This is a genomic window from Pontibacillus chungwhensis (genome assembly GCF_030166655.1).
Lineage (GTDB): Bacteria > Bacillota > Bacilli > Bacillales > BH030062 > Pontibacillus.
The window spans coordinates 142,437-166,733 of sequence record NZ_CP126446.1 but is presented as its reverse complement, the minus strand read 5'-3'; the positions used below and the strand labels follow the sequence as shown (position 1 = coordinate 166,733).

General features: G+C 42.0%; 43 protein-coding genes. 2 read left to right on the top strand and 41 right to left on the bottom strand.

The window, feature by feature from the left end:
- The first annotated feature begins 7 nt into the window (after positions 1-7).
- The gene (pdaB, locus tag QNI29_RS00935) at positions 8-769 is read left to right on the top strand and encodes a polysaccharide deacetylase family sporulation protein PdaB (protein WP_231419799.1); all 762 of its coding nucleotides are present in this window, start codon (positions 8-10) and stop codon (positions 767-769) included.
- Between the two features lie 14 nt (positions 770-783).
- On the opposite strand, the gene QNI29_RS00930 is transcribed toward pdaB, so the two are convergent.
- Positions 784-1,458 carry a KinB-signaling pathway activation protein gene (locus tag QNI29_RS00930; RefSeq protein ID WP_231419800.1) on the bottom strand — a complete coding sequence of 225 codons (675 nt, stop codon included), beginning with the start codon at positions 1,456-1,458 and terminating at the stop codon, positions 784-786.
- Positions 1,459-1,610: 152 nt separating this feature from the next.
- Between QNI29_RS00930 and gerD the strand changes: the two genes are divergently transcribed.
- Positions 1,611-2,252: a spore germination lipoprotein GerD gene (gene gerD / locus QNI29_RS00925; protein ID WP_354665918.1), complete on the top strand. Its 642-nt coding sequence runs from the start codon at positions 1,611-1,613 to the stop codon at positions 2,250-2,252.
- A 99-nt stretch (positions 2,253-2,351) separates the two neighbouring features.
- Here the strand turns inward: gerD and QNI29_RS00920 are convergent, their stop codons facing one another.
- The 40 genes from QNI29_RS00920 to rpsJ form a co-directional block, all read right to left on the bottom strand.
- The gene (locus QNI29_RS00920; RefSeq protein ID WP_231419802.1) at positions 2,352-3,404 is read right to left on the bottom strand and encodes an Mrp/NBP35 family ATP-binding protein; all 1,053 of its coding nucleotides are present in this window, start codon (positions 3,402-3,404) and stop codon (positions 2,352-2,354) included.
- A gap of 100 nt (positions 3,405-3,504) precedes the next feature.
- Positions 3,505-4,218 carry an N-acetylmuramoyl-L-alanine amidase CwlD gene (gene cwlD, locus QNI29_RS00915; protein WP_231419803.1) on the bottom strand — a complete coding sequence of 238 codons (714 nt, stop codon included), beginning with the start codon at positions 4,216-4,218 and terminating at the stop codon, positions 3,505-3,507.
- Positions 4,219-4,282: 64 nt separating this feature from the next.
- Positions 4,283-4,726, bottom strand: a complete 444-nt coding sequence (locus tag QNI29_RS00910) for a DUF2521 family protein (RefSeq protein WP_231419804.1) — start codon at positions 4,724-4,726, stop codon at positions 4,283-4,285.
- Positions 4,727-4,916: 190 nt separating this feature from the next.
- The gene (gene rpsI, locus QNI29_RS00905; protein WP_231419805.1) at positions 4,917-5,309 is read right to left on the bottom strand and encodes a 30S ribosomal protein S9; all 393 of its coding nucleotides are present in this window, start codon (positions 5,307-5,309) and stop codon (positions 4,917-4,919) included.
- 22 nt (positions 5,310-5,331) lie between these two features.
- Positions 5,332-5,769: a 50S ribosomal protein L13 gene (gene rplM, locus QNI29_RS00900; RefSeq protein WP_231419806.1), complete on the bottom strand. Its 438-nt coding sequence runs from the start codon at positions 5,767-5,769 to the stop codon at positions 5,332-5,334.
- Positions 5,770-5,932: 163 nt separating this feature from the next.
- Positions 5,933-6,676 (bottom strand): tRNA pseudouridine(38-40) synthase TruA, encoded by a 744-nt coding sequence (truA, locus tag QNI29_RS00895; RefSeq protein ID WP_231419807.1) that lies wholly within the window; start codon positions 6,674-6,676, stop codon positions 5,933-5,935.
- 13 nt (positions 6,677-6,689) lie between these two features.
- Positions 6,690-7,487 (bottom strand): energy-coupling factor transporter transmembrane component T family protein, encoded by a 798-nt coding sequence (locus QNI29_RS00890; protein WP_231419808.1) that lies wholly within the window; start codon positions 7,485-7,487, stop codon positions 6,690-6,692.
- Positions 7,484-8,350 carry an energy-coupling factor ABC transporter ATP-binding protein gene (locus QNI29_RS00885; protein WP_231419809.1) on the bottom strand — a complete coding sequence of 289 codons (867 nt, stop codon included), beginning with the start codon at positions 8,348-8,350 and terminating at the stop codon, positions 7,484-7,486. Before QNI29_RS00885 ends, QNI29_RS00890 begins: the two co-directional genes overlap by 4 nt.
- A complete protein-coding gene (locus QNI29_RS00880; RefSeq protein WP_231419810.1) occupies positions 8,326-9,165 on the bottom strand; it encodes an energy-coupling factor ABC transporter ATP-binding protein in 840 nt (279 codons plus the stop codon). Before QNI29_RS00880 ends, QNI29_RS00885 begins: the two co-directional genes overlap by 25 nt.
- 171 nt (positions 9,166-9,336) lie before the next feature.
- Complete coding sequence (gene rplQ, locus QNI29_RS00875; RefSeq protein WP_231419811.1) at positions 9,337-9,696, bottom strand: 50S ribosomal protein L17; 360 nt, start codon at positions 9,694-9,696, stop codon at positions 9,337-9,339.
- Positions 9,697-9,739: 43 nt separating this feature from the next.
- Positions 9,740-10,684, bottom strand: a complete 945-nt coding sequence (locus QNI29_RS00870) for a DNA-directed RNA polymerase subunit alpha (RefSeq protein WP_231419812.1) — start codon at positions 10,682-10,684, stop codon at positions 9,740-9,742.
- 180 nt (positions 10,685-10,864) lie between these two features.
- On the bottom strand, positions 10,865-11,254 hold the full coding sequence (gene rpsK / locus QNI29_RS00865; protein ID WP_231419813.1) for a 30S ribosomal protein S11: 390 nt from the start codon (positions 11,252-11,254) through the stop codon (positions 10,865-10,867).
- 25 nt (positions 11,255-11,279) lie between these two features.
- The gene (gene rpsM / locus QNI29_RS00860) at positions 11,280-11,645 is read right to left on the bottom strand and encodes a 30S ribosomal protein S13 (protein WP_231419814.1); all 366 of its coding nucleotides are present in this window, start codon (positions 11,643-11,645) and stop codon (positions 11,280-11,282) included.
- Positions 11,646-11,669: 24 nt separating this feature from the next.
- Positions 11,670-11,783: a 50S ribosomal protein L36 gene (gene rpmJ, locus QNI29_RS00855; RefSeq protein WP_036787716.1), complete on the bottom strand. Its 114-nt coding sequence runs from the start codon at positions 11,781-11,783 to the stop codon at positions 11,670-11,672.
- A gap of 39 nt (positions 11,784-11,822) precedes the next feature.
- A complete protein-coding gene (infA, locus tag QNI29_RS00850) occupies positions 11,823-12,041 on the bottom strand; it encodes a translation initiation factor IF-1 (RefSeq protein ID WP_036787719.1) in 219 nt (72 codons plus the stop codon).
- Positions 12,019-12,354, bottom strand: a complete 336-nt coding sequence (locus QNI29_RS00845) for a KOW domain-containing RNA-binding protein (RefSeq protein WP_036787722.1) — start codon at positions 12,352-12,354, stop codon at positions 12,019-12,021. Before QNI29_RS00845 ends, infA begins: the two co-directional genes overlap by 23 nt.
- A gap of 16 nt (positions 12,355-12,370) precedes the next feature.
- A complete protein-coding gene (gene map, locus QNI29_RS00840) occupies positions 12,371-13,117 on the bottom strand; it encodes a type I methionyl aminopeptidase (RefSeq protein ID WP_231419815.1) in 747 nt (248 codons plus the stop codon).
- A complete protein-coding gene (locus QNI29_RS00835; protein WP_231419816.1) occupies positions 13,114-13,767 on the bottom strand; it encodes an adenylate kinase in 654 nt (217 codons plus the stop codon). The genes map and QNI29_RS00835 overlap by 4 nt, the downstream gene beginning before the upstream one ends.
- Before the next feature lie 44 nt (positions 13,768-13,811).
- Positions 13,812-15,104 (bottom strand): preprotein translocase subunit SecY, encoded by a 1,293-nt coding sequence (secY, locus tag QNI29_RS00830; protein ID WP_231419817.1) that lies wholly within the window; start codon positions 15,102-15,104, stop codon positions 13,812-13,814.
- Entirely contained in the window at positions 15,104-15,544 is a 441-nt protein-coding gene (gene rplO, locus QNI29_RS00825; RefSeq protein WP_231419818.1) for a 50S ribosomal protein L15, read from the bottom strand. The genes secY and rplO overlap by 1 nt, the downstream gene beginning before the upstream one ends.
- Positions 15,545-15,576: 32 nt before the next feature.
- The gene (gene rpmD, locus QNI29_RS00820; protein ID WP_231419819.1) at positions 15,577-15,759 is read right to left on the bottom strand and encodes a 50S ribosomal protein L30; all 183 of its coding nucleotides are present in this window, start codon (positions 15,757-15,759) and stop codon (positions 15,577-15,579) included.
- 13 nt (positions 15,760-15,772) lie between these two features.
- Entirely contained in the window at positions 15,773-16,279 is a 507-nt protein-coding gene (gene rpsE, locus QNI29_RS00815; protein ID WP_231419820.1) for a 30S ribosomal protein S5, read from the bottom strand.
- A 20-nt stretch (positions 16,280-16,299) separates the two neighbouring features.
- Positions 16,300-16,662, bottom strand: coding sequence for a 50S ribosomal protein L18 (gene rplR, locus QNI29_RS00810; RefSeq protein ID WP_231419821.1), 363 nt, complete (start codon positions 16,660-16,662; stop codon positions 16,300-16,302).
- A 32-nt stretch (positions 16,663-16,694) separates the two neighbouring features.
- Positions 16,695-17,231, bottom strand: a complete 537-nt coding sequence (rplF, locus tag QNI29_RS00805) for a 50S ribosomal protein L6 (protein ID WP_231419822.1) — start codon at positions 17,229-17,231, stop codon at positions 16,695-16,697.
- Between the two features lie 30 nt (positions 17,232-17,261).
- Positions 17,262-17,660 (bottom strand): 30S ribosomal protein S8, encoded by a 399-nt coding sequence (gene rpsH, locus QNI29_RS00800; protein ID WP_036787748.1) that lies wholly within the window; start codon positions 17,658-17,660, stop codon positions 17,262-17,264.
- 29 nt (positions 17,661-17,689) lie between these two features.
- Positions 17,690-17,875, bottom strand: a complete 186-nt coding sequence (rpsN, locus tag QNI29_RS00795; RefSeq protein ID WP_036787751.1) for a 30S ribosomal protein S14 — start codon at positions 17,873-17,875, stop codon at positions 17,690-17,692.
- Positions 17,876-17,906: 31 nt separating this feature from the next.
- The gene (rplE, locus tag QNI29_RS00790) at positions 17,907-18,446 is read right to left on the bottom strand and encodes a 50S ribosomal protein L5 (RefSeq protein WP_036787754.1); all 540 of its coding nucleotides are present in this window, start codon (positions 18,444-18,446) and stop codon (positions 17,907-17,909) included.
- A 25-nt stretch (positions 18,447-18,471) separates the two neighbouring features.
- Positions 18,472-18,783: a 50S ribosomal protein L24 gene (gene rplX, locus QNI29_RS00785; RefSeq protein WP_231419823.1), complete on the bottom strand. Its 312-nt coding sequence runs from the start codon at positions 18,781-18,783 to the stop codon at positions 18,472-18,474.
- 38 nt (positions 18,784-18,821) lie between these two features.
- Complete coding sequence (gene rplN, locus QNI29_RS00780) at positions 18,822-19,190, bottom strand: 50S ribosomal protein L14 (RefSeq protein WP_036787758.1); 369 nt, start codon at positions 19,188-19,190, stop codon at positions 18,822-18,824.
- A 43-nt stretch (positions 19,191-19,233) separates the two neighbouring features.
- Complete coding sequence (gene rpsQ / locus QNI29_RS00775) at positions 19,234-19,497, bottom strand: 30S ribosomal protein S17 (protein ID WP_036787760.1); 264 nt, start codon at positions 19,495-19,497, stop codon at positions 19,234-19,236.
- A gap of 28 nt (positions 19,498-19,525) precedes the next feature.
- Positions 19,526-19,723: a 50S ribosomal protein L29 gene (rpmC, locus tag QNI29_RS00770; RefSeq protein ID WP_036787762.1), complete on the bottom strand. Its 198-nt coding sequence runs from the start codon at positions 19,721-19,723 to the stop codon at positions 19,526-19,528.
- The gene (gene rplP, locus QNI29_RS00765) at positions 19,713-20,147 is read right to left on the bottom strand and encodes a 50S ribosomal protein L16 (protein WP_231419824.1); all 435 of its coding nucleotides are present in this window, start codon (positions 20,145-20,147) and stop codon (positions 19,713-19,715) included. The genes rpmC and rplP overlap by 11 nt, the downstream gene beginning before the upstream one ends.
- Positions 20,148-20,165: 18 nt before the next feature.
- Complete coding sequence (rpsC, locus tag QNI29_RS00760; RefSeq protein ID WP_231419825.1) at positions 20,166-20,804, bottom strand: 30S ribosomal protein S3; 639 nt, start codon at positions 20,802-20,804, stop codon at positions 20,166-20,168.
- 3 nt (positions 20,805-20,807) lie between these two features.
- The gene (gene rplV / locus QNI29_RS00755) at positions 20,808-21,149 is read right to left on the bottom strand and encodes a 50S ribosomal protein L22 (RefSeq protein ID WP_231419826.1); all 342 of its coding nucleotides are present in this window, start codon (positions 21,147-21,149) and stop codon (positions 20,808-20,810) included.
- Between the two features lie 19 nt (positions 21,150-21,168).
- Positions 21,169-21,447: a 30S ribosomal protein S19 gene (rpsS, locus tag QNI29_RS00750; protein WP_036787770.1), complete on the bottom strand. Its 279-nt coding sequence runs from the start codon at positions 21,445-21,447 to the stop codon at positions 21,169-21,171.
- Between the two features lie 57 nt (positions 21,448-21,504).
- The gene (gene rplB, locus QNI29_RS00745; protein WP_231419827.1) at positions 21,505-22,335 is read right to left on the bottom strand and encodes a 50S ribosomal protein L2; all 831 of its coding nucleotides are present in this window, start codon (positions 22,333-22,335) and stop codon (positions 21,505-21,507) included.
- A 33-nt stretch (positions 22,336-22,368) separates the two neighbouring features.
- Complete coding sequence (gene rplW / locus QNI29_RS00740) at positions 22,369-22,659, bottom strand: 50S ribosomal protein L23 (RefSeq protein ID WP_231419828.1); 291 nt, start codon at positions 22,657-22,659, stop codon at positions 22,369-22,371.
- Positions 22,659-23,279 carry a 50S ribosomal protein L4 gene (gene rplD, locus QNI29_RS00735; RefSeq protein WP_231419829.1) on the bottom strand — a complete coding sequence of 207 codons (621 nt, stop codon included), beginning with the start codon at positions 23,277-23,279 and terminating at the stop codon, positions 22,659-22,661. The genes rplW and rplD overlap by 1 nt, the downstream gene beginning before the upstream one ends.
- A gap of 24 nt (positions 23,280-23,303) precedes the next feature.
- Positions 23,304-23,933, bottom strand: a complete 630-nt coding sequence (gene rplC / locus QNI29_RS00730) for a 50S ribosomal protein L3 (protein ID WP_231419830.1) — start codon at positions 23,931-23,933, stop codon at positions 23,304-23,306.
- A gap of 29 nt (positions 23,934-23,962) precedes the next feature.
- The gene (gene rpsJ, locus QNI29_RS00725; RefSeq protein WP_036787781.1) at positions 23,963-24,271 is read right to left on the bottom strand and encodes a 30S ribosomal protein S10; all 309 of its coding nucleotides are present in this window, start codon (positions 24,269-24,271) and stop codon (positions 23,963-23,965) included.
- Between the last annotated feature and the right edge of the window lie 26 nt (positions 24,272-24,297).

Genomic DNA, 24,297 nt, shown 5'->3' with positions numbered 1-24,297 from the left:
GTGTGAGATGGAACACTTTTATGCTTGGAACGGGAACCGCATAAAGAAATGGGGCTTAGTTATTGTTGCAGCTTTATTCTGCGCAATCTTTTTGTGGGTGGAACGAGATAATGCCTTTTCTGTTTTCTCGACTGACAAAGGACCAAGAGCACTTATTAGTAGCAGCTCGAAAAGTAAGGATGTAGCCATTACGTTTAATATCAGCTGGGGCCAAGAGGAAGTATACCCGATCTTGGAATCACTTAAGAAAAATGACGTGAAGGCTACATTCTTTGTGAGCGGGGAATGGGCTGAGAAACACCCAGATATTCTTAAAGAAATTACAGAGAACAAACATGATCTAGGAATGATGGGATATCGGTATAAGAGTTACTTAAAACAAGATATTACCCAAGTTAAGAAAGATTTACTATATGCTAAAGAAACCTTTAAGAAATTAGGATATGAAGAGGTGAACCTCTTACGCCCTCCTAGCGGGCACTTTAATAAAGAGGTATTAACCCTCGCAGAAGATCTTGGCTTTAAAGTAGTGCAGTGGAGCATTAATCCTGAAGATTATAAGAACCCTGGTACTCAAACGATTGTCGATGAAATCATGAAGGAAACACAGGGAGGGGACATTATCGTCCTTCATGCCTCCGATTCTGTTAAGCAAACTAACGAAGCACTTAAGACGGTCCTCCCGGGATTAAAACAAAAAGGATACGAATTTGTATCAATATCTGAAATGATCTCTAAGACAGACGCAAAGTCCAGTTCTATCAAATAAAAAAGCAAACGCTCCTAACGTTTGCTTTTTTTCTTTCTCTTTTTTTTCTTTTTTTGAGGTGGTTTAGTCGATCCAGCCTCAGGAATCGCTTCTTCTTTCGATTGTCCTTCATTGATCCTGTGAAGAATTAATAACTGATAGGTGTTACAGAATAAGACAGCAGGCAGCATAAGCATGACCCAATCAGGATCATCTGCTTGAAAGGCAGGAACGAGTTCCACGGAAGTGATAACGACCATAAAGAACAAGGCCGGTAAAAATGCTTTGGCATTCGTCTCTCTTGATTTCACATAAGCGACTGCCCAACCGAACAAGAGTAAAGCAGCAGGCAACACAAAGAATGTAGCAAGACCCGCTTCCCCGGAAACGCTCTTGTAACGGAAATAAACTAAATCAAATAAAGTAAAAGCAATCAAGACGACCTGTATGGGTCCCCATAGCTTACGAAACATCCCTAATCCGAACTGATGAACGGTCAGGTATGCAAAAAACGCCATCTGGCTAATTACGCTAAAAATAAACCCTAATCCAAGATACATAAGCGTTAAAATAATGACTTCCCATATACTAAAAGGGTTAAGTGCTGTTGCATAATGTTCACTTTGTACAAAGAAACTAACGACAAGGGTGATAACCCCTCCCCATAATAAAGTCGTTAGAAACAAATTCACCCATTTACGACTTGTCACGTTTTATCCCCCTATTTTTTTCCGTAAATCAATCCTATGGTATTTTACCATAAAAACAAGCGTTTTCACGCTAAAACGTGTGTATATTTTCTTTCAATTATCTCATATTAAGTATATGTAAGGTGATTGAAAGGAGCGTTCTCATGATTAGGATGAAGAGCATAGCAATCCTACTCGCACTAATGGCCGTACTGACAGCTTGTTCAGGCAACTCCTCATCTGGTGGAGAACAAGCCGATTATGATAAAACCAAGAAAATGGTTGTAGATATATTAAAGACCGATGATGGCAAAAAAGCCATTACAGAAGTATTATCTGATAAAGAAATGAAACAGCAAGTCGTTCTGGAATCCGATGTTGTAAAAACAAGCATCGAAGATACCATTACTTCAGATAAGGGAAAAAAGTTCTGGGAAGAATTGTTCCAAAATCCCCAATTCTCGAAGAAATTCGCTGAGTCCCTCTCAGAAGAACAAAAGAAAATCATGAAGTCCCTTATGAAAGACTCACAGTACCAAAAAAGCATGTTAGAGCTACTCCAAAATCCGGATATGGAGAAACAAATGCTGACTGTTATGAAAAGCCAGCAATTCCGTGAACACTTAGAAAAGACGATTCAGGAGACAATGGAAACCCCTATGTTTAAAGCCAAGATGAGCGAAATTGTCCTAAAAGCTGCTGAAGAAATGAAATCAGGAGGACAATCCCAAGAAGGCGGCTCGCAAGGTGAAAAAAGCTCCAGCGGAAGTAGCGGATCAAAGCAAGATCAACAATCCTCCGGAGGAAATGAGTAAGGTCTAAAGCATAAGCGTCCGTTTAGCAACGTATAAGCTGGATTGAATCGCAGTGATAGAAATAAAAAGGGTGCCCTTTCGAGGCACCCTTTTTATGCATTAAGCTTCCATCTTTTTAATCATCTTATTTGCTATTGATAAAAAGATCTTACCCGTTGGATGATCCGCTTGGTAAACACCAGGGGCAAAGATATCTTCTTCCTCATATGGCTGTTGAAGAGGAAGTTGTCCAAGTACTTCCGTCTGTAGCTGTTCAGCTAGCTTAGGTCCTCCCCCTTGACCGAAAACAAACTCTTTTTGACCAGTAAGAGCACTCTGGAAATAGGCCATATTCTCAATAACCCCTAAAATCTCATGTTCTGTCTTGATGGCCATCTGACCCGCACGTGCTGCAACAAAAGCTGCCGTTGGGTGTGGAGTTGTAACGATGACTTCTTTACAAGATGGCAACATTGAATGAAGGTCTAACGCAACATCCCCTGTCCCTGGCGGAAGATCTATAAGTAGGTAATCTAAGTCGCCCCACTCTACCTCTTTAAAGAAGCTCGTCAGCATTTTCCCTAACATTGGACCTCTCCAAATAATTGGAGAGTTGTCCTCAACAAAAAAGCCCATGGAAATCACTTTGACTCCAAACCGCTCAACAGGAATAATTTGCTCTCCTCTTACTACCGGGCGCTCTTCAATCCCCATCATATCGGGAACGCTGAACCCGTAAATATCAGCATCAATAATTCCAACCTTTTTACCAAGACGCGCTAAAGAAGTCGCAAGGTTCACAGTAACCGTTGATTTCCCTACGCCCCCTTTACCACTTGCAATACCAATAAAGGTCGTCCCTGTATTTCCTTCAAGTAATGACTCACTCTCATTACTAGCTACAGCATATTGCTCAATCACTTCATCAGATAACTGATTGAATCGTAAACCTACCGTTGCAACACCAGCCCCTTTTAAAACGTTTACAATTTCTTGTTGAAATTGCATCTGTTCAGCTGTATTAGGCTGCGCGATAGCAATCTTGACGCTTACATGATTCTTTTCTTCTTTAATTTTAATTTCTTCAATACCGCCTGTTTCTTCTAATGTTCTATGTAAATGAGGATCATGCAAAGGATGTAGCAGATCCACCACTTGTTCTTGTGTTATCATATTCTGTCACCAACCTTCTATAATGTCTAAGTTGTAGTATAACATAAAAAGGCAGAAATCACGGATGACAGTGCTTGATAATTAGAAATTTTCAGTAAGGTTACTCAGGTGCTTCCTCTTCTGTGACGTAACGTAAGACCCCTTCATAAACGGAAGCCGCCACCTTATTTTGATACTCATCTGTCTTTAACAAGTCCCGCTCATGAATATTTGATAAAAAGCCAATTTCAACAAGAGCCCCCGGAGCCTCTGTACTACGTAGTAAATACATATTGCTGATCGCTAATGCACTCCGATTCGTATTTTCAAGGTTCCTCTTTATTTCACTTTGAATAAACTTTGCAAGCTGCTCACTTTCTGGTGAAGAGGCATTGTAAAAAGACTGTGCCCCATGCCACTTAGGAGAAGGAATAGCATTCAGATGAACACTTACATAAAAATCCGCTTCTTTCTCATTAATAAACTCCACGCGCCTTCTTAAATCCTGTGACTTACGTTTAGATATAATTTTCTCGTCTTCATCAGCAAGATCCATATCCTTTTCCCTAGTCATATAAACAAGTGCTCCCGCTTGCTGCAAGTAATCCCGTAGTTTTTTAGAGACTTCAAGCGTAATTTCTTTCTCAAGTGTTTGATCACTCCCTACCGCCCCGCCATCGACACCACCATGCCCTGGATCGATCACCACAACCTTACCAGCGAGGGGAAGGGACCATGTTTGCCAAGAATCATTCGTTTCAATTGGATAACGTAAAAGAACTATGAGAACCACTAAACCAATCAACCAACTAGAAATTTTAAAAGCTTTTCCCATCCTTGTCTCCTCCTCGTCCTAGCTACTTCTCAATATATGGGACAAGTGAGGGGAATATGACCCTCTAATCGAGCTTCAGTCGCCTGCGCCGTTCTCCTCTTTCTAAACCAATCTTCCACCAGGTATCAACGAAATCTTCACAGCTCTTTTCCGCTTTTACAGCAAACCACCCATTTACACCAGAAGCTTGCTGCCAGTATTCCAGATAATCAAAGAAATCGAGTGCAATCGTCCCAAGCTCCACCTTATAACGCTTCTCAATCGCATCTATACTTTCCCCCATGAGGAGGAATTGGCTGGCCTCAGCCCCTAGTAAATAAGCCTCCATAGCTTGCTCAACCGCTTCTTCTTTGATGGCTGACTCATAAACCTGAAAGGAATGAAAGAAACGCTGGAATCGTCTAGAAACATCATTTTGAACCTCAGTAAAGGTCAATTCACGTAACAAGTTACGTTCAAAAGCTAACTGTTTATTTAAACGGAGCCGATCAATAGATACAACCGACATACCGAATCACCTCCATATTGCTTATTAGTGTATTCGGTATCAGCCTCAATCATTCTGGACTATAACACTTCCCTTGACTGGAAAAATTACGCTACTTCAAGGGCAACCGCTGCTTTCCTATAATAAAGTAAATCAATACAAAAAAACCCTGGTCGTAAAGACCAGGGTTTTGGAAAACGTAAATATAAAATTAACGTTTTGAGAATTGTGGAGCACGACGAGCAGCTTTAAGACCGTATTTCTTACGCTCTTTCTTACGAGGGTCACGTGTAAGTAGACCTGCACGCTTAAGAGTCGTACGGTATTCTGGATCTGCTTCTAACAACGCGCGTGCAATTCCGTGACGGATTGCACCAGCTTGACCTGTGAAGCCACCACCATCAACGTTTACATAAACGTCATAGTTGCCTTCGTTTTCAGTCACAGCTAAAGGTTGTTTAGTGATCACACGTAGCGTTTCATATGGGAAATAATCTTCTGAGTCACGTTTGTTAATCACGATACGGCCTGTACCTGGAACTAAACGTACACGCGCTACAGAAGTTTTACGACGTCCGGTACCGTAGTATTGTACTTGTGCCATCTGTAGTCAACCTCCTTATTAATTAACCGCGAAGCTCATATGCTTCTGGTTTTTGTGCTTGATGCTTGTGTTCAGGACCTGCATAAACATGTAGCTTTTTGCCCATTTTGCGTCCTAGGCTTCCGTTAGGTAACATACCTTTAACGGCTAGCTCGATCATTTGTTGTGGATAGTTCGTACGCATTTCTAAAGCGTTACGCTCTTTAAGTCCACCAACATAATTTGTGTGACGGTAGTACATCTTGTCCGTCAGTTTTTTACCTGTAAGTTCGATCTTCTCAGCGTTTACGATAATGACATGGTCGCCAGTATCAACGTGAGGAGTGTAAGTTGCTTTATGCTTACCGCGAAGGATTGCTGCAATTTCACTAGCCAAACGACCTAGTGTTTGACCTTCAGCATCAACAACATACCATTTGCGTTCAACGTTGCTTTCGTTTGCCATAAAAGTTGTGCGCATGGTCAGTTCCCTCCTGATTTTCGTTATCTCGTTAACGTATATTTTATTCTCAACACAATTAGATTCCGGGGCCAATCGTGGTATAGAAATAAAATGCCATAGATCATATTATAATACTTTACTATTTAATGTCAAGGGTATGTTACACCTGGGGACGTTGTTTTTACAAATAATCTACATTCCACAGAAACAGCCCCTGTGGCGGCGCCGTTTTGCCAGCCATATCTCGATCTCTTGTTTCCAAAATTTTATTTAAATCTGATACTTGTTTTTTTCCGGAACCAATCTCAAGAAATGTTCCAACCAAAATACGTACCATATTGTAAAGAAAACCATTCCCTATAAACGTAAAGATCAGCTCGTCATCCACCACTTCACAGCGAACGGAATACAGAGTACGGACACAGTCGCCCTTCATGGTCGTTTTCTTTGAACAAAAGGACGTAAAGTCATGCGTCCCTTCTACAATAGCACACGCCTCTTGTATAGCCTCTATATTTAGCTTGTAAGGGTAATGAAATGTTACACCTCTCCGGAATACATCAGGGATGTCCCGGTGTAATACTCGATACCGGTATTCTTTCTTTTTACTGTTATAGCGCGAATGGAAATCATCAGAGACCGGTTCCGCTCGTTGAATCACCACATCATCTGGCATTAACGACTGCAAAGCCTTTCTCCAATTCATATTAGGGTTGTCTAGGTTGGAGTCGAAATGAAGCACTTGTCCACGTGCGTGCACGCCTGCATCTGTTCGACCAGAGGGATGCAAACGAATTTCTTCCCCCTTATGAATCTTCTTCAACGCTCTCTCAATCACTTCTTGAACCGTTCTCCCGTTCGGTTGAACTTGAAAACCGGAAAAATGAGTACCATCGTAGCTTACCACACAAGCAACACGAACCATAGTGCTTACACCTCTATGCTCTAGTTAAAAATACTGCAATGATGACAATGGCAAACAAAACAAGGACTGTATAATCCACTTTACGTAGAACAAGTTCCCGAAGCTTTGTCCGACCTTCGCCTCCTTGATATCCTCTAGCTTCCATCGCCATAGCTAATTCTTCAGCACGCTTAAACGCGCTTACAAAAAGAGGGACCAACAAAGGGACAATGGCTTTTAATCGTTCTTTAACCGGCCCTGTTCTAAAGTCAACACCTCTTGAGGCTTGAGCTTTTGATATCTTTTCCGTCTCTTGCATAAGCGTCGGTATAAATCGTAAAGATATAGACATCATCAAGGCTAATTCGTGTACAGGAAATTTCACCTTTTTCAGAGGATGAAGCATACTCTCAATAGCATCAGTTATAGCAATCGGCGTGGTCGTAAGAGTCAGTAACGATGTAATCAGAATTAATAAGAAAAAGCGTAACGAAATCGCAACACCTTGTATAAGTGCACCTGAATAAACATCAAAACCTAATATAGAAAATAGCACCGTTCCCTCTTTCGTAACCACGAGGTGTAAGAGGAACGTAAAGATGATTAAAAACCAAACTGGCTTCAAACCCTTAGCAATAAAGCGCGGGGAAATCCTCGTAATCGCTACACTAATGAGGGCAAATAATCCAAGGGCTGCATAACTCGCCACCGAGTTAGCGAAAAAGACGACGATCACAAAGAAAAAGATGATTGTAATCTTAGCTCTTGGGTCCATATGGTGGACAGGTGAGTTCCCTGGGACATATTGTCCGATAACCATGGAACTGTTCATTGAGACGCCCCCTTTAGGTGCTGGGCAACTTCTTCGGCCAGTTCTTTAATCGTTTGATTCTTATATTCAATAGAAAGACCAAAACGTTTATTCATCTTATCTGTTAACTCTATAATCTCAGGTACGTCTAGTCCGACGTTATTTAAAGCGTCCTTTTCTTTGAACACTTCTAATGGTTTGCCTTGCATATACAATTGACCTTTGTGCATCACAATCACGTAATCAGCATAAGCAAGAGCATCCTCCATACTGTGTGTAACATGAACCGTCGTGAGCTCTTTCTCATGATGCAACTGATAGAACATATCCATAATCTCACGTTGTCCTTTAGGGTCTAACCCTGCAGTTGGTTCATCTAACACCAGAACGCGAGGATTCATTGCAAGCACTCCCGCAATAGCGACGCGGCGCATTTGACCACCGCTTAAGTCGAATGGAGAACGCTCTAACATATCTGATGACAATCCTACTGCTCCAATGGTTTCTTGGACGCGTTGTTCGATTTCTTCTTTTGACACACCGAAGTTGGCCGGTCCAAAAGAAATATCTTTTTCAATGGTTTCTTCAAATAATTGGTGTTCTGGATATTGAAACACAACCCCAACTTGCTTTCTAAGGGCTTTTAAGTTCTTCGGTTTTGACCCGGCTTGTAACGTAACGTCACCAACCGTCACACTCCCGTGGGTAGGAGCTAACAATCCGTTTAGATGTTGAATAAGGGTAGATTTACCAGAACCCGTGTGACCAATCACAGCCACAAAGGACCCAGATGAAATTTCAAAAGAGAGATTTTCAAGTGCTCGATGTTCAAAAGGGCTATTGGGTTGATAGATATAACTTACGTTGTTGAATGTAATGTCCATATTTCATCCATCAATTCTTCGTGATTTAGAGGTTGCTTTGATATATTCAGCCCAAGCTGGTGTAACTCATGAGCGAACTTTGACACAAGAGGAATGTCTAAACCAATAGTCTGTAAGTCTTCTCTATGTTCAAACAGTTCCCTTGGAGTCCCTTCAAACCAAACATCCCCATCATTCATAACCACAACCCGATCAGCGAGCGTTACTTCATTTAAGTCATGTGTAATCGTTACAATTGAAACATCCCGTTCCTGTCGCACCTGGTTGACCGTATGCATAATCTCTTTTCTCCCTTTTGGATCTAACATAGCTGTTGCTTCATCAAGAATGATCATAGAAGGCGCGACAGCCAGCACACTCGCAATGGCTACACGCTGTTTCTGGCCACCTGATAATCGATGGGGTTCATGATCCTCATACTCTTCCATCCCAACAGCTTTTAAGCTTTGGGCAATTCTTTTCACCATTTCCTCACGAGGGATTCCATGGTTTTCAAGCCCGAAAGCAACATCATCCTTAACCGTAGTCCCCACAAACTGGTTATCTGGATTTTGGAATACCATCCCTACTTTACGACGAATCTCCCAAATATTCTCTTCAGAAAGCTCGAGCCCATCAACATGCACTTCACCTGCATTTGGGAAGAGCAATCCGTTCATAAGCTTAGCCATAGTTGACTTACCTGAACCATTATGGCCGATCACAGCGACCCACTCATTTTGATTTACTTGAATGGAGACGTCATTCAAAACCATAGGGCTGTCTTCTCGATACTGGAAAGAGACGTTTTGAAATTCTAAGAAACTCTTCTCCATCTCTTACCTCCTCCGCTCTTCTCTCGTATTTCCCCGGAAATATGACAAATCATTCCCTGGTTTTACGTAACTTGTCGAATCTGGGGTACATCGAATTAACTTTAAAACGTATAAAAAAAGGGCTGGGATAACCTCAAAAGAGATTCTGTCCTGCCCTTTTTCCAAGTAGGATTATACTAATTCGATAATCGCAGTTTTTGCACCGTCACCTTTACGGGCACCAAGTTTCATGATGCGAGTGTAACCGCCTTGACGGTCTTCGTAACGTGGACCGATGTCTGTGAATAGCTTCTGAAGTGCAGTTTGACCGCTCTCCTCATCAGCTTGTGCTTTGTATAGGAAAGATTCAGCTTGGCGACGAGCATGAAGATCTCCACGCTTACCAAGTGTAATCATTTTCTCTACAACAGAACGAAGCTCTTTCGCTTTCGCTTCAGTAGTTTCAATACGTTCATGAATAATTAGGTCAGTTGCTAAGTTGCGTAGCAATGCCATACGTACGTCAGTTGTACGACCTAGTTTTCTAGCCATGTCAGTTCCCCTCCTTTGCAGAGTTTCTCTCTATCGACAATGATTAATCGTCTTTACGTAAGCCTAAGCCAAGTTCTTCGAGCTTATGCTTAACTTCCTCAAGAGATTTACGTCCAAGGTTACGAACTTTCATCATATCCTCTTCCGATTTTTGTGCAAGCTCTTGAACCGTGTTGATACCTGCACGCTTGAGGCAGTTGTAAGAACGCACGGATAAATCAAGTTCTTCGATTGTCATTTCAAGGACTTTTTCTTTTTGGTCTTCTTCTTTCTCAACCATGATTTCAGCGTTTTGCGCTTCATCAGTGAGTCCAACGAAAATGTTTAAGTGTTCCATGTAGATTTTAGCACCTAATGAAACAGCTTCTTCTGGTCGAATGCTTCCGTCAGTCCAAATGTCTAACGTCAGCTTATCAAAATTTGTCACCTGGCCTACACGAGTGTTTTCCACTTGGTAGGTAACACGTGAAATTGGAGTGAAGATAGAATCAACTGGGATGACGCCGATCGGCTGTTCATCAAATTTGTTTGCTTCTGCAGGACGATAGCCGCGTCCTTTTTCTGCCGTAATCTTCATACGGAGATTTGCGTTTGATTGTAACGTTGCAATGTGGATCTCAGGGTTTAAGATCTCTACATCAGAATCATGCGTGATGTCAGCTGCTGTTACATTTCCCTGTCCAGAAACATCAACCTCTAAAGTTTTCGTCTCTTCAGAGTAAATCTTAAGAGCTAATTGCTTAAGATTTAAGACAATAGTGGTTACGTCTTCGACTACACCATCTACTGTTGAGAATTCATGAAGTGCTCCTTCAATCTGGACAGATGTTACTGCAGCGCCCGGAAGTGAGGATAGTAGAATACGACGTAAGGAGTTCCCTAGTGTTGTACCATATCCACGTTCAAGCGGTTCGACGACCAACTTACCAAACGTTGCATCATCGCTGATCTCAACCAGTTCAATTTTTGGCTTTTCAATCTCGATCATTAATTAAAACCCTCCTTCAAAACGTCGAAACCCCGGTTAGACAAAGTCTAACCGAAATTCCTCAGGTAGGCAGTCCCCGTTTATACATAGTTTATTCGATCATAGGCTAAAAACGTTTATACTGCTTTTTTAGCTATCATAACCCATTATAGACAGGGTGACAAATTCTATACAGGTAAATTATACACGACGACGTTTTGGTGGGCGGCAACCATTGTGAGGTACTGGAGTTACATCAACAATGGCTGTAACTTCTAGTCCTGTAGCTTGAAGTGCACGAATTGCAGCTTCACGGCCAGCACCAGGGCCTTTAACCGTTACTTCTACAGATTTTAAACCGTGCTCCATACCAGCTTTTGCAGCTGCTTCAGATGCCATTTGTGCAGCGAATGGAGTAGATTTACGAGAACCTCTGAAACCAAGAGAACCAGCACTACTCCAAGATACTGCGTTACCTTGAACGTCAGTAATCGTAACGATAGTGTTGTTAAACGTAGAACGGATGTGCGCGACACCCGTGTCAATATTCTTTTTCACACGGCGCTTACGAGTGTTTGTTTTACGAGCCATAGGGTTAGCTTACCTCCTTTATACCTTATTTTTTCTTGTTTGCAACTGTACGACGTGGACCTTTACGCGTACGAGAGTTGTTTTTCGTTTTCTGACCGCGAAGTGGAAGACTACGACGGTGACGGATTCCACGGTAGGAACCGATTTCGATCAGGCGCTTCACGTTAAGAGAGTTCTCACGACGAAGATCACCTTCTACAGTGTAGCTCTCAAGAGCTGTACGAATCTTAGCTAATTCATCTTCTGTTAGGTCACGAACACGAGTATCCTCAGATACGCCAGCTTCCGCTAAAACATTTTTAGCAGTAGTGTGTCCAATGCCGTATACATACGTTAATGAAATGACAATACGTTTGTCACGTGGAATGTCAATACCAGCAATACGTGCCATTCAGCAGTGCACCTCCTTTAGTACTTATCCTTGTTTTTGTTTATGCTTAGGATTATCGCAAATTACCATTACTTTACCTTTACGACGGATAACTTTGCATTTTTCGCAAATTGGTTTTACAGATGGTCTTACCTTCATCATCCATACCTCCTTTTAGATCGGAGCATTCCCGCGTTATTATTTATAGCGGTAGGTAATACGTCCTCTACTTAAATCATATGGAGAAAGTTCAACCGTCACTTTATCTCCTGGAAGAATACGAATGAAATGCATGCGTATCTTACCGGAAACGTGAGCGAGTACGGTATGACCGTTCTCTAACTCAACTTTAAACATTGCATTAGGCAATGTGTCAACGATTGTTCCTTCTACTTCAATTACATCTTCTTTCGCCATCGAGTTGATCTCCCTTCTTCAAATCAGTCACTGCTTCATCTACAAATTTTGATAAGGCAAAACGAAGTTTGCCATTCGTTACGCGACCAGTTTCTAGAAGGCTATTTTCGACCTCAGGAGAAACATACTCAGTACATTCAATGTGTTGAATATTCTTCTTCTTCGGCCTGTCGTACTTTCGTTTTTCTCCGTCTGCGAGCATCACAAAACGATCATCAACAAATCCGATGATAATCATATATTGTTCAACCTCACGTCCTTGCAAAACACGAACAACCTGACCTATTCGTGGACTCGAATCCGCTTCGTTCAAAAACGATCACCTTCACTTAGGCTTTAGTTAAAATCTCAAAACCTTCATCCGTTATAGCAATAGTATGCTCGAAGTGGGCACACATCTTACCATCTTCCGTCACTACTGTCCAGTTGTCAGCAAGTGTCCGTACATAACGTTCACCAGCATTGACCATTGGCTCTACGGCTAAAACCATTCCTGGTCTAAGTCGCGGCCCCTTATTAGGTGGGCCGTAGTGTGGAATTTGTGGATCTTCATGAAGCTCTTGCCCAACTCCGTGGCCTACATATTCTCTAACAATAGAGAAACCTTTAGGTTCTACGAATGATTGAATAGCATGAGAAATATTAGATAAGCGAACGCCCGGTTTAATTTCATCCAGACCTTTAAACAAGGACTCTTCTGTTACATCAAGTAGTTCCTGTGTTGCTTCATCGATTTCCCCTACTGGGTAAGTCCAGGCAGAATCTCCATGATAGCCTTTATATTTAGCGCCAATATCAATTGAGATAATATCTCCATTGTTTAGTTGGCGATCACCTGGAATTCCATGTACCAGCTCTTCATTGACAGATACACAAATACTGCCACGGAATCCATTATAACCTTTGAAAGAAGGAATTGCATCCATACTGAGGATGAATTCTTCTGCAATCTCATCAAGTTTTTTGGTAGAGATACCAGGTTCAATATGCTTTTGCAATTCCTGGTGCGTGAGTGCGACTATTCGGCCGGCTTCACGCATGATATCTAATTCACGTGGCGTTTTTGTAATAATCATTTAGATAAGCCTCCGAGCTTGTTATCAATATCATGGAAGACTTGATCAATTTCTTGATCTCCATTGATTGTAACTAAATATCCTTTACCTTCATAGAAGTCTAAAAGTGGTTTAGTGTTTTCAAGGTTTACTTCAACACGCTTGCGTACGGTTTCTGGCTTGTCGTCATCACGCTGAATGAGTTCGCTGCCATCATGATCGCATTTCCCTTCCACTTTAGGAGGGTTGAATGTTACATGATAAGTGGCGCCACATGTTGGACAAATTCTGCGTCCAGTCAAACGTTCGACAAGCTGATCTTGGTCTACATCGATATGAAGAACATAATCTAAGGTAGAGCCTAAATCAGAAAGAACTGTTTCAAGCGCTTCTGCTTGTGCGATTGTTCTTGGGAAACCGTCTAGTAAGAAGCCTTCTTTAGCATCATCTTTGCCAAGACGTTCGCGAACAATACCAATTGTCACTTCGTCAGGCACAAGAGCACCTTGGTCCATATAGGACTTAGCTTCTTTACCTAGGTCTGTTCCTTCTTTAATCGCAGCACGAAACATATCTCCTGTTGAGATATGAGGGATTTGGTATTTTTCAACGATCTTCTCTGCCTGGGTACCTTTACCAGCACCTGGTAAACCCATTAAGATTAAGTTCAAAATGTTCCCCTCGCTCTCATATGGTGGATTAGCACCTAATCCTTTTATTTAATGAAGCCTTTATAGTGACGTTTCACTAATTGACTTTCTAATTGTTTCATCGTTTCTAGTGCAACACCAACTACGATGAGTAGACTAGTACCACCAATTTGAACGCTTTGTGGTAATCCCGCAATGTTTCCTAGAATAATTGGTAATACAGCAATTACAGCTAAGAAAAGGGATCCTACAAATGTTAAACGGTAAAGTACACGAGTCAAATAAGTTTCGGTGTTCTTACCAGGACGAATTCCTGGGATATATCCACCTTGCTTCTTCAAGTTTTCTGCCATTTGTTCCGGGTTAACCTGAACGAATGTGTAGAAATACGTGAAGGCAATAATTAAAGCTACATAAATAATCATTCCAGTCCAGTTCTGATAATCAAAGATATACTGGATAGTGGATGCTACTTCATTATCACCGAAGAACCCTGCGACTGTACGCGGTGCAACGATAAATGAGATAGCGAAGATTACTGGGATAACCCCTGCAGCATTTACTTTTATCGGAAGGTGCGTAGAATGACCACCCACTGGAGAACGATTTACTAATCGCTTCGCATATTGGATAGGAATTTTACGCAACGCTTGTTGAATGAATATAACTCCAACGACAATTCCAACTGTTACTAGTGCAATCAATGCTACGATTACGATATTGAGAAATAGCTGTTCACCTGCACCGGCAATGTATTTCTCATAAAGCTGGTTTACTCCACCCGGAATACCAGCTGCAATCCCTGCAAAGATTAAGATGGAAATTCCGTTACCTACACCATGAGCTGTGATTTGCTCCCCAAGCCACATTAAGAATGTTGTTCCACTTGTTAATACAAGTGCAATGACAACAAACTTCATAGCGCCTGGATCTAAGATCAATTGTCCGCCAGTCATAGCGTTAAAGCCGACTGACATTCCAATTGCTTGAATAAAAGCAAGAACAACCGTTCCATAGCGGGTAAACTGAGCTAATTTACGACGGCCAACTTCACCTTGTTTCTTCCACTCTGCAAATTTAGGAACAACATCCATCTGCAAAAGCTGCATAATGATGCTGGCCGTGATATACGGCATGATTCCCATTGCAAAAATGGAGAACTGTTGAAGGGCTCCGCCCCCAAACGTATTTAAGAAGCCAAAAACATTATTTTCATTCATAAAGTTAATGGCGTTCTTATCTGTAAATGGAACAGGTATAAATGTTCCAAGTCGAAATACGACTAACATTAAAAGAGTGAAGATGATCTTTTGTCGTATATCACTCACGCGCATAAAATTGGAGATTGTCCGGAACATTAAATCACCTCAGTTTGACCGCCCGCTGCTTCGATCGCTTCTTTCGCGGAAGCAGAGAACTTATGAGCTTTTACAGTTAGTTTCTTCTCAATGTTACCTTTACCAAGTACTTTGATGCCAGAATTAAGTTTGCTAACCACGCCTGTTTCAAGTAAAAGCTCAGGAGTGACCTCTGTACCTTCTTCAAAACGATTCAACGCATCAAGGTTTACAACTGCAAACTCTTTGCGGTGAATGTTTGTGAAACCACGCTTTGGTAGGCGTTGGAATAGAGGCATTTGACCTCCCTCGAAACCTGGGCGAGTACCGCCACCGGAACGAGCTTTTTGTCCTTTATGACCACGTCCAGAAGTTTTTCCGTTACCTGTAGCCATACCACGGCCTACACGATTACGTGTTTTACGAGTACCTTCTGCTGACTTCAGTTCATGAAGTTTCATTGTAGCACCTCCTCTTATACGTTATTTGATCGTTATACTTCTTTTACCGTCACTAGGTGAGATACTTTGTTCGCCATACCACGTACAGCTGGAGTATCTTCGTGAACTACGGTTTGGCGAATTTTCTTAAGACCAAGCGCCTTTACAGTAGAGCGCTGTGGTTCTGGTCTGCCAATCACACTGCGAGTGAGGGTAATTTCTAATTTTTTAGACATATGATTTCCCTCCTTATCCTAACAGTTCTTCTACAGACTTTCCACGAAGTTTCGCAACGTCTTCTGCACGCTTAAGTTCGCTAAGTCCGTTTAGTGTAGCACGTACCATGTTAATTGGTGTGTTTGAACCTAATGATTTAGATAGGATGTCACCTACACCTGCAAGCTCAAGTACCGCACGTACGGGTCCACCTGCGATAACTCCTGTACCTTCTGCAGCAGGTTTCATAAGGATGTTTCCAGCACCGAAACGTCCGTTGATTTCGTGTGGAATTGTAGTACCAACTGTTGGTACAGTGATTAGATTTTTCTTCGCATCTTCAATTGCTTTACGAATCGCTTCTGGAACCTCTTGGGCTTTACCAGTACCGAATCCAACATGACCATTTTTGTCTCCTACTACAACCAATGCAGCAAAACGGAAGCGGCGTCCACCTTTAACAACCTTTGCAACACGGTTGACAGTAACAACGCGTTCTTCTAGATCTAATTTGTTAGGATCTACTACGTTTGTACTCATTTCTGTCCCTCCTTTTACTATTAAAATTCTAGTCCTGCTTCGCGAGCAGCGTCAGCTAGAGCTTTCACACGTCCGTGATATAAATAACCTCCGCGGTCGAATACAATAGTAGAAACGCCATTGTTCTTCGCACGATCAGCTACCATTTGACCAACTTTTGTCGCAGCTTCAACGTTTCCAGTAGTTTCAAGATTGAACTCGTTATCTACTGTAGAAGCGCTAGCTAGTGTAACACCATTTACATCATCAATAATTTGAGCGTAAATGTGTTTGTTTGAACGATAAACGTTTAAACGTGGACGTTCCGGAGTACCAGCTACTTTTTTACGCACACGTGCATGTCTTCTCTTACGCACAGCATTTTTGTCAGCTTTTGTGATCATTCAGGTCACTCCTTTCTGTTCCCTAACGAAACTTATTTAGCAGTCTTACCTTCTTTACGACGAACTTGTTCGCCTTCGTAACGGATACCTTTACCTTTGTAAGGTTCCGGTGGGCGGATAGCGCGGATATTTGCAGCAACAGCGCCAACTAGTTCTTTATCGATACCTTTAATAGTTACTTTTGTGTTAGATGGTACTTCGATTTCAATACCTTCACGCTTTTCTACCTCAACTGGGTGAGAGTAACCAGCGTTAATGATAATTTTTTCACCTTGCTTCTGCGCACGGTAACCTACACCTTGGATTTCAAGGCTCTTTTCGAAACCTTTAGAAACACCTTCAACCATGTTTCCGATAAGACTACGAGTGGTACCATGTAAAGAACGATGTTCTTTGTTATCGCTTGGGCGAGCAACGCTTAAAATATTGTCTTCAATGCTGATCGTCATGTCTGGATGGAAAGTACGAGTTAATTCACCTTTAGGGCCTTTAACTGTAACTTCGTCCCCATTCATGCTGATTTCAACACCTTCAGGGATTTGTAGTTGTTTTAAACCTACGCGGGACATACTGTGCACCTCCTGTCATTCAATTGTTTATTACCAAACGTAAGCAAGCACTTCGCCGCCAATAGCTTGTTGGCGTGCTTCCTTGTCCGTTAAAACACCATTTGAAGTAGATACGACTGCTACTCCAAGACCGTTTAATACGCGTGGAAGCTCATCAGCTTTCGCGTAAACACGAAGACCAGGTTTACTGATTCGTTTTAATCCAGTGATAACACGCTCGTTGTTAGCACCGTACTTAAGGAAAATACGTAAGATTCCTTGTTTATCGTCTTCAACCATTTCGTAATCACGAACGAAGCCTTCACGTTTAAGAATGTCCGCAACTTCTTTTTTTAGCTTAGAAGCAGGTACTTCAAGCTTCTCGTGACGTACCATGTTCGCATTACGAATGCGAGTTAGCATATCTGCAATTGGATCTGTCATGACCATTTTAGATTACCTCCTTCCCTAATTGGGGATTACCAGCTTGCTTTTTTGACACCAGGAATTTGACCTTTGTATGCAAGTTCACGGAAACAAATTCGGCAAAGCTTAAATTTACGTAGTACAGAATGTGGGCGACCACAACGTTCGCAACGTGTGTACTCTTGTACTTTAAACTTTTGTTTACGCTGTTGTTTCGCGATCATTGATTTTTTAGCCACAATTTTCCCTCCTTATTAAAGCTTGAGTAGCTTATTTCTGGAAAGGCATACCGAATTGAGTTAGTAATTCGCTCGCTTCTTCGTCATTGTTAGCAGTTGTAACAATAACAATGTCCATTCCGCGTACTTTGCTTACTTTATCATAATTGATCTCTGGGAAAATTAATTGCTCTTTAACACCTAGAGTGTAGTTACCGCGACCGTCAAACGCTTTGTTTGAGATACCGCGGAAGTCACGTACTCGTGGTAAAGAAACAGCGATTAATTTTTGTAGGAATTGATACATACGCTCACCACGAAGGGTTACTTTCGCGCCAATCGGCATTCCTTCACGTAGACGGAAACCAGCAATTGATTTCTTCGCTTTTGTGATTAGTGGTTTTTGACCAGAGATTAATTCTAACTCTTCAACAGCGTTGTCTAACGCTTTTGCGTTTTGTACTGCGTCACCAACACCCATGTTAATGATGATCTTTTCGACCTTCGGTACTTCCATCACAGAGTCATATTCGAATTTATTCATCAAGCTTGATACGATCTCATCTTGATATTGTTGTTTAAGTTGATTCATCACGTAGCCCTCCTTTCATCGCTATTTATTTATCTAAAGCTTCACCTGATTTTTTAGCGATACGAACTTTCTTTCCATCACGCACTTCATAACCGACGCGTGTAGCATCACCTGATTTAGGGTCAACTGGTAAAACGTTCGACACATGAATCGGTGCTTCTTGGCTTAGGATACCGCCCTGAGGGTTGTCTTGTGATGGCTTCGCATGTTTTTTAACAACATTTACGCCTTCAACAAGGACACGCTCTTTTTTCGGGTAAGCTTCTAGGATCGTTCCCTGCTTGCCTTTATCCTTACCAGTGATCACCATGACTTTGTCACCTTTTTTTACATGCATTGTTGTGGCACCTCCTTACAAGGCAATAGTTCGAGTATTTATAATACTTCTGGCGCAAGTGATACAATCTTCATGAATTTCTTATCACGAAGTTCACGTGCAACAGGTCCGAAAATACGAGTACCACGTGGGCCTTTGTCATCACGGATGATTACTGCAGCATTTTCATCGAAACGGATATAAGATCCATCTTTACGGCGAACACCGCTCTTTGTACGTACGATAACCGCGCGTACTACTTCACCTTTTTTGACAACGCCTCCTGGTGTTGCTTGTTTCACTGAACAAACAATAATATCACCAATATTGGCAGTCTTACGGCCAGATCCACCTAATACTTTAATGGTTTGAACTTCACGAGCACCAGAGTTGTCTGCAACTTTTAAAGAAGTTTCCTGTTGAATCATACGGTTGTTACCTCCCTTCGGGTTTCATCCCCTACGAACAATATTAGATAATAACTGATTCTTCAACGATTTCAACTAAACGGAAACGTTTGCTAGCGGATAGCGGACGAGTTTCCATAATTTTAACGACATCGCCAAGTTTTGCAGCATTTTGCTCGTCGTGAGTTTTGAATTTCTTAGAATATTTAACACGTTTACCATATAGTTGGTGGAATTTGTACGTTTCAACTAATACAGTAATCGTTTTGTCCATTTTATCTGAAACAACACGGCCAGTGTAAACCTTACGATTATTGCGTTCACTCATTTGAGGCTAACCTCCTCTCGATTATCGATTATTTAGCGCCTAGCTCTCTTTCGCGAACAACGGTTTTCATACTCGCGATTGACTTACGTACTTGACGGATGCGAGCAGTGTTTTCAAGTTGACCAGTTGCTAGCTGGAAGCGTAGGTTAAATAGCTCTTCTTTAAGAGACGTAACTTTTTGTTCAATTTCGGCAGTGGTTAGTTCTCTGATTTCATTAGCCTTCATTGATCTCACCACCAATTTCTTCACGTTTTACAAACTTCGTTTTGATCGGCAGTTTGTGAGAAGCAAGACGTAATGCTTCACGTGCTACTTCTTCTGAAACTCCAGCAATTTCAAACATGATCTTGCCTGGCTTCGTAACTGCTACCCAACCTTCAGGTGCACCTTTACCGGAACCCATACGTACTTCTAGGGGCTTCGCTGTGTAAGGCTTATCTGGGAAGATTTTAATCCATACTTTACCGCCACGTTTCATGTAACGAGTCATTGCAATACGTGCTGCCTCGATTTGACGGCTTGTAATACGTGCTGGTTCTACAGCCTGTAGTCCGAATTCACCGAATGCTACTGATGTACCGCCTTTTGCACGGCCAGCTAAGCTATCACGGTGCTGCTTACGATATTTTACGCGTTTTGGCATTAACATTATGCTTTTCCCCCTTCCTTAGTTTCGTTTTGATGGAAGGACTTCTCCACGGTAGATCCACACTTTGACACCTAACTTACCGTAAGTTGTGTCAGCTTCTGCAGTACCGTAATCGATGTCTGCGCGAAGTGTGTGTAGTGGTACAGTACCTTCACTGTAAGATTCTGCGCGAGCAATGTCTGCTCCGCCTAGACGACCAGATACCTGAGTACGAATTCCTTTCGCTCCTCCACGCATAGCACGTTGGATAGTTTGTTTCTGAGCGCGACGGAATGATACACGGTTTTCTAGTTGACGTGCAATATTTTCAGCAACTAATGTTGCATTTAAATCAGCTTTCTTCACTTCAACGATGTTGATGTGAACACGTTTGCCAGATAGATCATTTAGAGATTTACGAAGTGCTTCAACCTCAGAACCACCTTTACCAATTACCATACCTGGCTTCGCAGTGTGGATAGTAACGTTAACGCGGTTCGCAGCACGTTCGATTTCAATAGTAGATACAGAAGCATCTTGTAGACGCTGTTCTACATATTCACGAATCTTAATGTCTTCATGAAGTAAATCTGCATAGTCTTTGCCAGCGTACCATTTTGACTCCCAGTCACGAATGACACCAATACGCAGACCTACTGGATTAACTTTTTGACCCACTGATTATCCCTCCTTCTTTTCTGATACAACGACCGTGATATGACTAGTACGTTTGTTGATCTGACTTGCGCGTCCCATCGCACGTGGACGGAAACGTTTAAGAGTTACGCCTTCGTTAACAAAAGCTTCAGATACTACTAGACTATCCGGGTCCATTTCATTGTTATGCTCCGCATTTGCAATAGCAGAGTTTAGTACTTTTTCAATCTCTGGTGAAGCTCCGCGCTCTGTGTGACGCAGAATTGCAATTGCTTCCCCAACCTTTTTTCCTCGAATTAAATCAATAACCAAACGAGCTTTACGAGGAGCAATACGAACGGATTTCGCAACGGCTTTGGCTTGCATCTTGTGTGCCTCCTCTCATTTAGCGTTTTGTTTTCTTATCATCGCCACTGTGGCCTTTGAACGTACGTGTTGGTGCGAATTCACCAAGTTTGTGGCCTACCATGTCTTCTGTAACATATACAGGTACATGTTTGCGTCCATCATAAATTGCGATAGTATGACCCACAAAGTTAGGGAAGATAGTAGAACGACGAGACCAAGTTTTAATAACCTGATGTTGTCCGCTCTCATTCAATCCTTCAACTTTTTTCATTAAATGATCATCAACGAAAGGTCCCTTTTTTAGGCTACGACCCATGCATAAACCTCCCTTCGTGATTGACAGTCGAGCTAATTCACCCGACGTCTATCCCGATTATTTTTTACGACGACGTACGATATATTTATCAGACGACTTGTTGCGTTTGCGTGTTTTCTTGCCAAGTGTAGGTTTACCCCATGGTGACATTGGAGATGGAAGACCGATTGGAGCGCGTCCTTCACCACCACCGTGTGGGTGATCTACTGGGTTCATAACAGAACCACGAACTGTTGGGCGGATACCTTTCCAACGAGAACGACCAGCTTTACCTACGTTGATAAGTTCATGCTCAAGGTTACCTACTTGACCTACTGTAGCACGGCAAGTACCAAGAACTAAGCGAACTTCACCAGATTTAAGACGTACTAGAGTGTACTTACCTTCACGTCCAAGAATTTGTGCTGAAGCACCAGCTGAACGTGCGATTTGTCCACCGCGTCCTGGTTTAAGTTCAATGTTGTGAACTGTTGTACCAACTGGGATGTCTTGAAGTGTAAGAGCGTTACCTACTTTAATGTCTGCTTCAGAACCTGAAATGATTTGAGTTCCTACTTGAAGACCTTTAGGAGCTAGGATATAACGCTTTTCACCATCCACGTAGTTGATTAGAGCAATGTTAGCGGAACGGTTAGGATCGTACTCAACTGTAGCAACGCGTCCTGGTATTCCATCTTTGTCGCGTTTGAAGTCGATAATACGGTATTGACGCTTATGACCGCCGCCTTGATGACGAACTGTTAACCGACCTTGGTTGTTACGTCCACCTTTTCCGTGTAGTGGAGTTAGCAAGGATTTTTCTGGTTGATCAGTAGTGATCTCAGCGAAATCAGAACCTGACATGCTGCGACGACCGTTTGTAGTTGGTCTAAACTTTTTAATCGCCATCTTTATTTCCCTCCTTTATTTATCAATTTTTATTTAAGCACCTTCGAAGAATTCAAGGTCTTGGCTTTCTGGAGTTAACTTAACGACTGCTTTTTTGCGGTCGGCACGGTAACCTCCATAACGTCCCATACGCTTGAATTTACCATTAAGGTTCATAGTGTTTACTTTTTCAACTTTAACACCAAAGATAACTTCGATCGCTTCTTTGATTTCAGTTTTATTAGCTTTTGGGCTAACTTCAAACGTGTATTTTTTCTCAGCCATTAGATCCGCAGATCTTTCTGTAATTACAGGGCGCTTAATAATATCACGTGGGTTCTTCATTATGCAAGCACCTCCCCTGCTTTTTCAGCTGCATCCTTAGTTAAGATCAGCTTGTCATGCGTTAACAAGTCAAGTACGTTAACTTGTTCAACAGTTAGTACCTTAACATCTTGAATGTTATTAGCTGATAGTACTACGTTCTCTTCAACGTTAGCTGTAACGATGATCGCTTTTTCAGCATCTAGCCCTTTAAGCATGTTAACAACTTCTTTAGTTTTAGGAGCTTCAAGAGAAAGACTCTCTAGAACGATAAGGTCGTTGTCAGCAGCTTTTTGAGAAAGAGCAGATTTTAAAGCTAAACGACGAACTTTCTTAGGTAGTTTGTAGCTGTAGCTACGTAGTGTAGGACCAAATACTGTTCCTCCACCTACCCATTGTGGTGAACGGATTGAACCTTGACGCGCACGTCCAGTTCCTTTTTGACGCCATGGTTTGCGTCCTCCGCCACTTACTTCAGAGCGATTTTTAACTAAATGAGTACCTTGACGTAATGAAGAGCGTTGCATTAAAACAGCTTCGTTCATTACATGTGTGTTTGGCTCAATACCAAAAACGGACTCATTCAACTCAACATCGCCTACTTGAGAACCGCTTTGGTTAAATAGTGCTACTTTAGGCATGACATATCCTCCCTTCGTATTGTATTAGTTAGCCTTATTTGCACTTGTGATTTTCACGTAAGACTTCTTCGCACCAGGTACGTTACCTTTGATAAGAAGTAGGTTGCGTTCTTCGTCAACCTTAACTACTTCAAGGTTTTTGATAGTAACTTGTTCGCCACCCATTTGACCTGGAAGAGCCATACCTTTGAATACGTGTCCTGGATCCATTTGACCCATAGAACCTGGACGACGGTGGTAACGAGAACCGTGAGTTTCAGGTCCGCGACCTTGGTTGTGGCGCTTGATAGCACCCTGGAAGCCTTTACCCTTCGAAATACCAGTAACGTTAATTACATCACCAGCTGCAAATACGTTTACAGAAACCTCTTGACCTAAGTCGTAGTCTTCAAGGTTTGCATCACGGAATTCACGAACGAAGCGCTTAGGAGCAGCCTCTGCTTTACCAGCATGGCCTTTCTCAGCTTTGTTAGCTAGTTTATCTCGTTTGTCCGCAAAACCGATTTGTACAGCTTCATAACCGTCATTCTCAGCAGTTTTCTTCTGTAGCACGACGTTTTGGTCAGCTTCAACTACTGTTACTGGTACTAGTTCGCCAGTTTCATCGAAAAGCTGTGTCATGCCGATCTTACGACCTAAGATTCCTTTCGTCATCCGTCACACCTCCTATTTATTCATATAGTTTATAATTTAATTTCGATGTCCACACCAGATGGTAAATCTAAACGCATTAGCGAGTCAACCGTTTGTGGTGTTGGATTTACGATGTCGATTAGACGTTTGTGTGTACGCATTTCAAATTGCTCACGAGCATCTTTGTATTTGTGTACCGCACGAAGCACTGTGTAGATGGAACGCTCTGTCGGAAGCGGGATTGGACCAGATACATTAGCACCTGAACGCTTTGCAGTGTCCACAATCTTTTCAGCGGATTGATCTAGAATACGGTGATCATACGCCTTTAAACGAATACGAATCTTCTCTTTTGCCATTATTTTCCCTCCTTTTTCGCCTATTT

Bases quoted from the DNA above. Each gene is read 5' to 3' on its own strand.
- rpsH (WP_036787748.1), bottom strand. From the start codon at position 17,660: ATGGTCATGACAGATCCAATTGCAGATATGCTAACTCGCATTCGTAAT.
- QNI29_RS00910 (WP_231419804.1), bottom strand. From the start codon at position 4,726: ATGTCGGTTGTATCTATTGATCGGCTCCGTTTAAATAAACAGTTAGCT.
- rplN (WP_036787758.1), bottom strand. From the start codon at position 19,190: ATGATTCAACAGGAAACTTCTTTAAAAGTTGCAGACAACTCTGGTGCT.
- rpmD (WP_231419819.1), bottom strand. From the start codon at position 15,759: ATGTCTAAAAAATTAGAAATTACCCTCACTCGCAGTGTGATTGGCAGA.
- truA (WP_231419807.1), bottom strand. From the start codon at position 6,676: ATGGTTCGTGTTGCTTGTGTGGTAAGCTACGATGGTACTCATTTTTCC.
- rplP (WP_231419824.1), bottom strand. From the start codon at position 20,147: ATGTTAATGCCAAAACGCGTAAAATATCGTAAGCAGCACCGTGATAGC.
- rpmC (WP_036787762.1), bottom strand. From the start codon at position 19,723: ATGAAGGCTAATGAAATCAGAGAACTAACCACTGCCGAAATTGAACAA.
- rplR (WP_231419821.1), bottom strand. From the start codon at position 16,662: ATGATCACAAAAGCTGACAAAAATGCTGTGCGTAAGAGAAGACATGCA.
- rplB (WP_231419827.1), bottom strand. From the start codon at position 22,335: ATGGCGATTAAAAAGTTTAGACCAACTACAAACGGTCGTCGCAGCATG.
- QNI29_RS00885 (WP_231419809.1), bottom strand. From the start codon at position 8,350: ATGGACATTACATTCAACAACGTAAGTTATATCTATCAACCCAATAGC.
- rplD (WP_231419829.1), bottom strand. From the start codon at position 23,279: ATGCCTAAAGTAGCACTATTTAACCAAAGCGGTTCTCAAGTAGGCGAT.
- pdaB (WP_231419799.1), top strand. From the start codon at position 8: ATGGAACACTTTTATGCTTGGAACGGGAACCGCATAAAGAAATGGGGC.
- map (WP_231419815.1), bottom strand. From the start codon at position 13,117: ATGATTATTACAAAAACGCCACGTGAATTAGATATCATGCGTGAAGCC.
- rplQ (WP_231419811.1), bottom strand. From the start codon at position 9,696: ATGGCTAGAAAACTAGGTCGTACAACTGACGTACGTATGGCATTGCTA.
- infA (WP_036787719.1), bottom strand. From the start codon at position 12,041: ATGGCGAAAGAAGATGTAATTGAAGTAGAAGGAACAATCGTTGACACA.
- rplE (WP_036787754.1), bottom strand. From the start codon at position 18,446: ATGAATCAACTTAAACAACAATATCAAGATGAGATCGTATCAAGCTTG.
- rpsK (WP_231419813.1), bottom strand. From the start codon at position 11,254: ATGGCTCGTAAAACAAACACTCGTAAGCGCCGTGTGAAAAAGAATATT.
- QNI29_RS00880 (WP_231419810.1), bottom strand. From the start codon at position 9,165: ATGGAGAAGAGTTTCTTAGAATTTCAAAACGTCTCTTTCCAGTATCGA.
- cwlD (WP_231419803.1), bottom strand. From the start codon at position 4,218: ATGGGAAAAGCTTTTAAAATTTCTAGTTGGTTGATTGGTTTAGTGGTT.
- rpsI (WP_231419805.1), bottom strand. From the start codon at position 5,309: ATGGCACAAGTACAATACTACGGTACCGGACGTCGTAAAACTTCTGTA.
- rplX (WP_231419823.1), bottom strand. From the start codon at position 18,783: ATGCATGTAAAAAAAGGTGACAAAGTCATGGTGATCACTGGTAAGGAT.
- rplV (WP_231419826.1), bottom strand. From the start codon at position 21,149: ATGCAAGCCAAAGCCGTTGCGAAATCCGTTCGTATTGCTCCTCGTAAA.
- QNI29_RS00890 (WP_231419808.1), bottom strand. From the start codon at position 7,487: ATGAACAGTTCCATGGTTATCGGACAATATGTCCCAGGGAACTCACCT.
- rplF (WP_231419822.1), bottom strand. From the start codon at position 17,231: ATGTCCCGCGTAGGTTTAAAACAACTACAAATCCCTGAAGGTGTTGAA.
- rpsS (WP_036787770.1), bottom strand. From the start codon at position 21,447: ATGGGTCGTAGCCTAAAAAAGGGACCTTTCGTTGATGATCATTTAATG.
- rpmJ (WP_036787716.1), bottom strand. From the start codon at position 11,783: ATGAAGGTAAGACCATCTGTAAAACCAATTTGCGAAAAATGCAAAGTT.
- gerD (WP_354665918.1), top strand. From the start codon at position 1,611: ATGAAGAGCATAGCAATCCTACTCGCACTAATGGCCGTACTGACAGCT.
- rplW (WP_231419828.1), bottom strand. From the start codon at position 22,659: ATGAAGAACCCACGTGATATTATTAAGCGCCCTGTAATTACAGAAAGA.
- rpsE (WP_231419820.1), bottom strand. From the start codon at position 16,279: ATGAGTACAAACGTAGTAGATCCTAACAAATTAGATCTAGAAGAACGC.
- rpsQ (WP_036787760.1), bottom strand. From the start codon at position 19,497: ATGAGTGAACGCAATAATCGTAAGGTTTACACTGGCCGTGTTGTTTCA.
- rplM (WP_231419806.1), bottom strand. From the start codon at position 5,769: ATGCGCACAACTTTTATGGCAAACGAAAGCAACGTTGAACGCAAATGG.
- rpsJ (WP_036787781.1), bottom strand. From the start codon at position 24,271: ATGGCAAAAGAGAAGATTCGTATTCGTTTAAAGGCGTATGATCACCGT.
- rplC (WP_231419830.1), bottom strand. From the start codon at position 23,933: ATGACGAAAGGAATCTTAGGTCGTAAGATCGGCATGACACAGCTTTTC.
- secY (WP_231419817.1), bottom strand. From the start codon at position 15,104: ATGTTCCGGACAATCTCCAATTTTATGCGCGTGAGTGATATACGACAA.
- rplO (WP_231419818.1), bottom strand. From the start codon at position 15,544: ATGAAACTTCATGAACTGAAGTCAGCAGAAGGTACTCGTAAAACACGT.
- QNI29_RS00920 (WP_231419802.1), bottom strand. From the start codon at position 3,404: ATGATAACACAAGAACAAGTGGTGGATCTGCTACATCCTTTGCATGAT.
- rpsM (WP_231419814.1), bottom strand. From the start codon at position 11,645: ATGGCACGTATTGCTGGTATTGACATTCCACGTGACAAACGTATTGTC.
- QNI29_RS00870 (WP_231419812.1), bottom strand. From the start codon at position 10,684: ATGATCGAGATTGAAAAGCCAAAAATTGAACTGGTTGAGATCAGCGAT.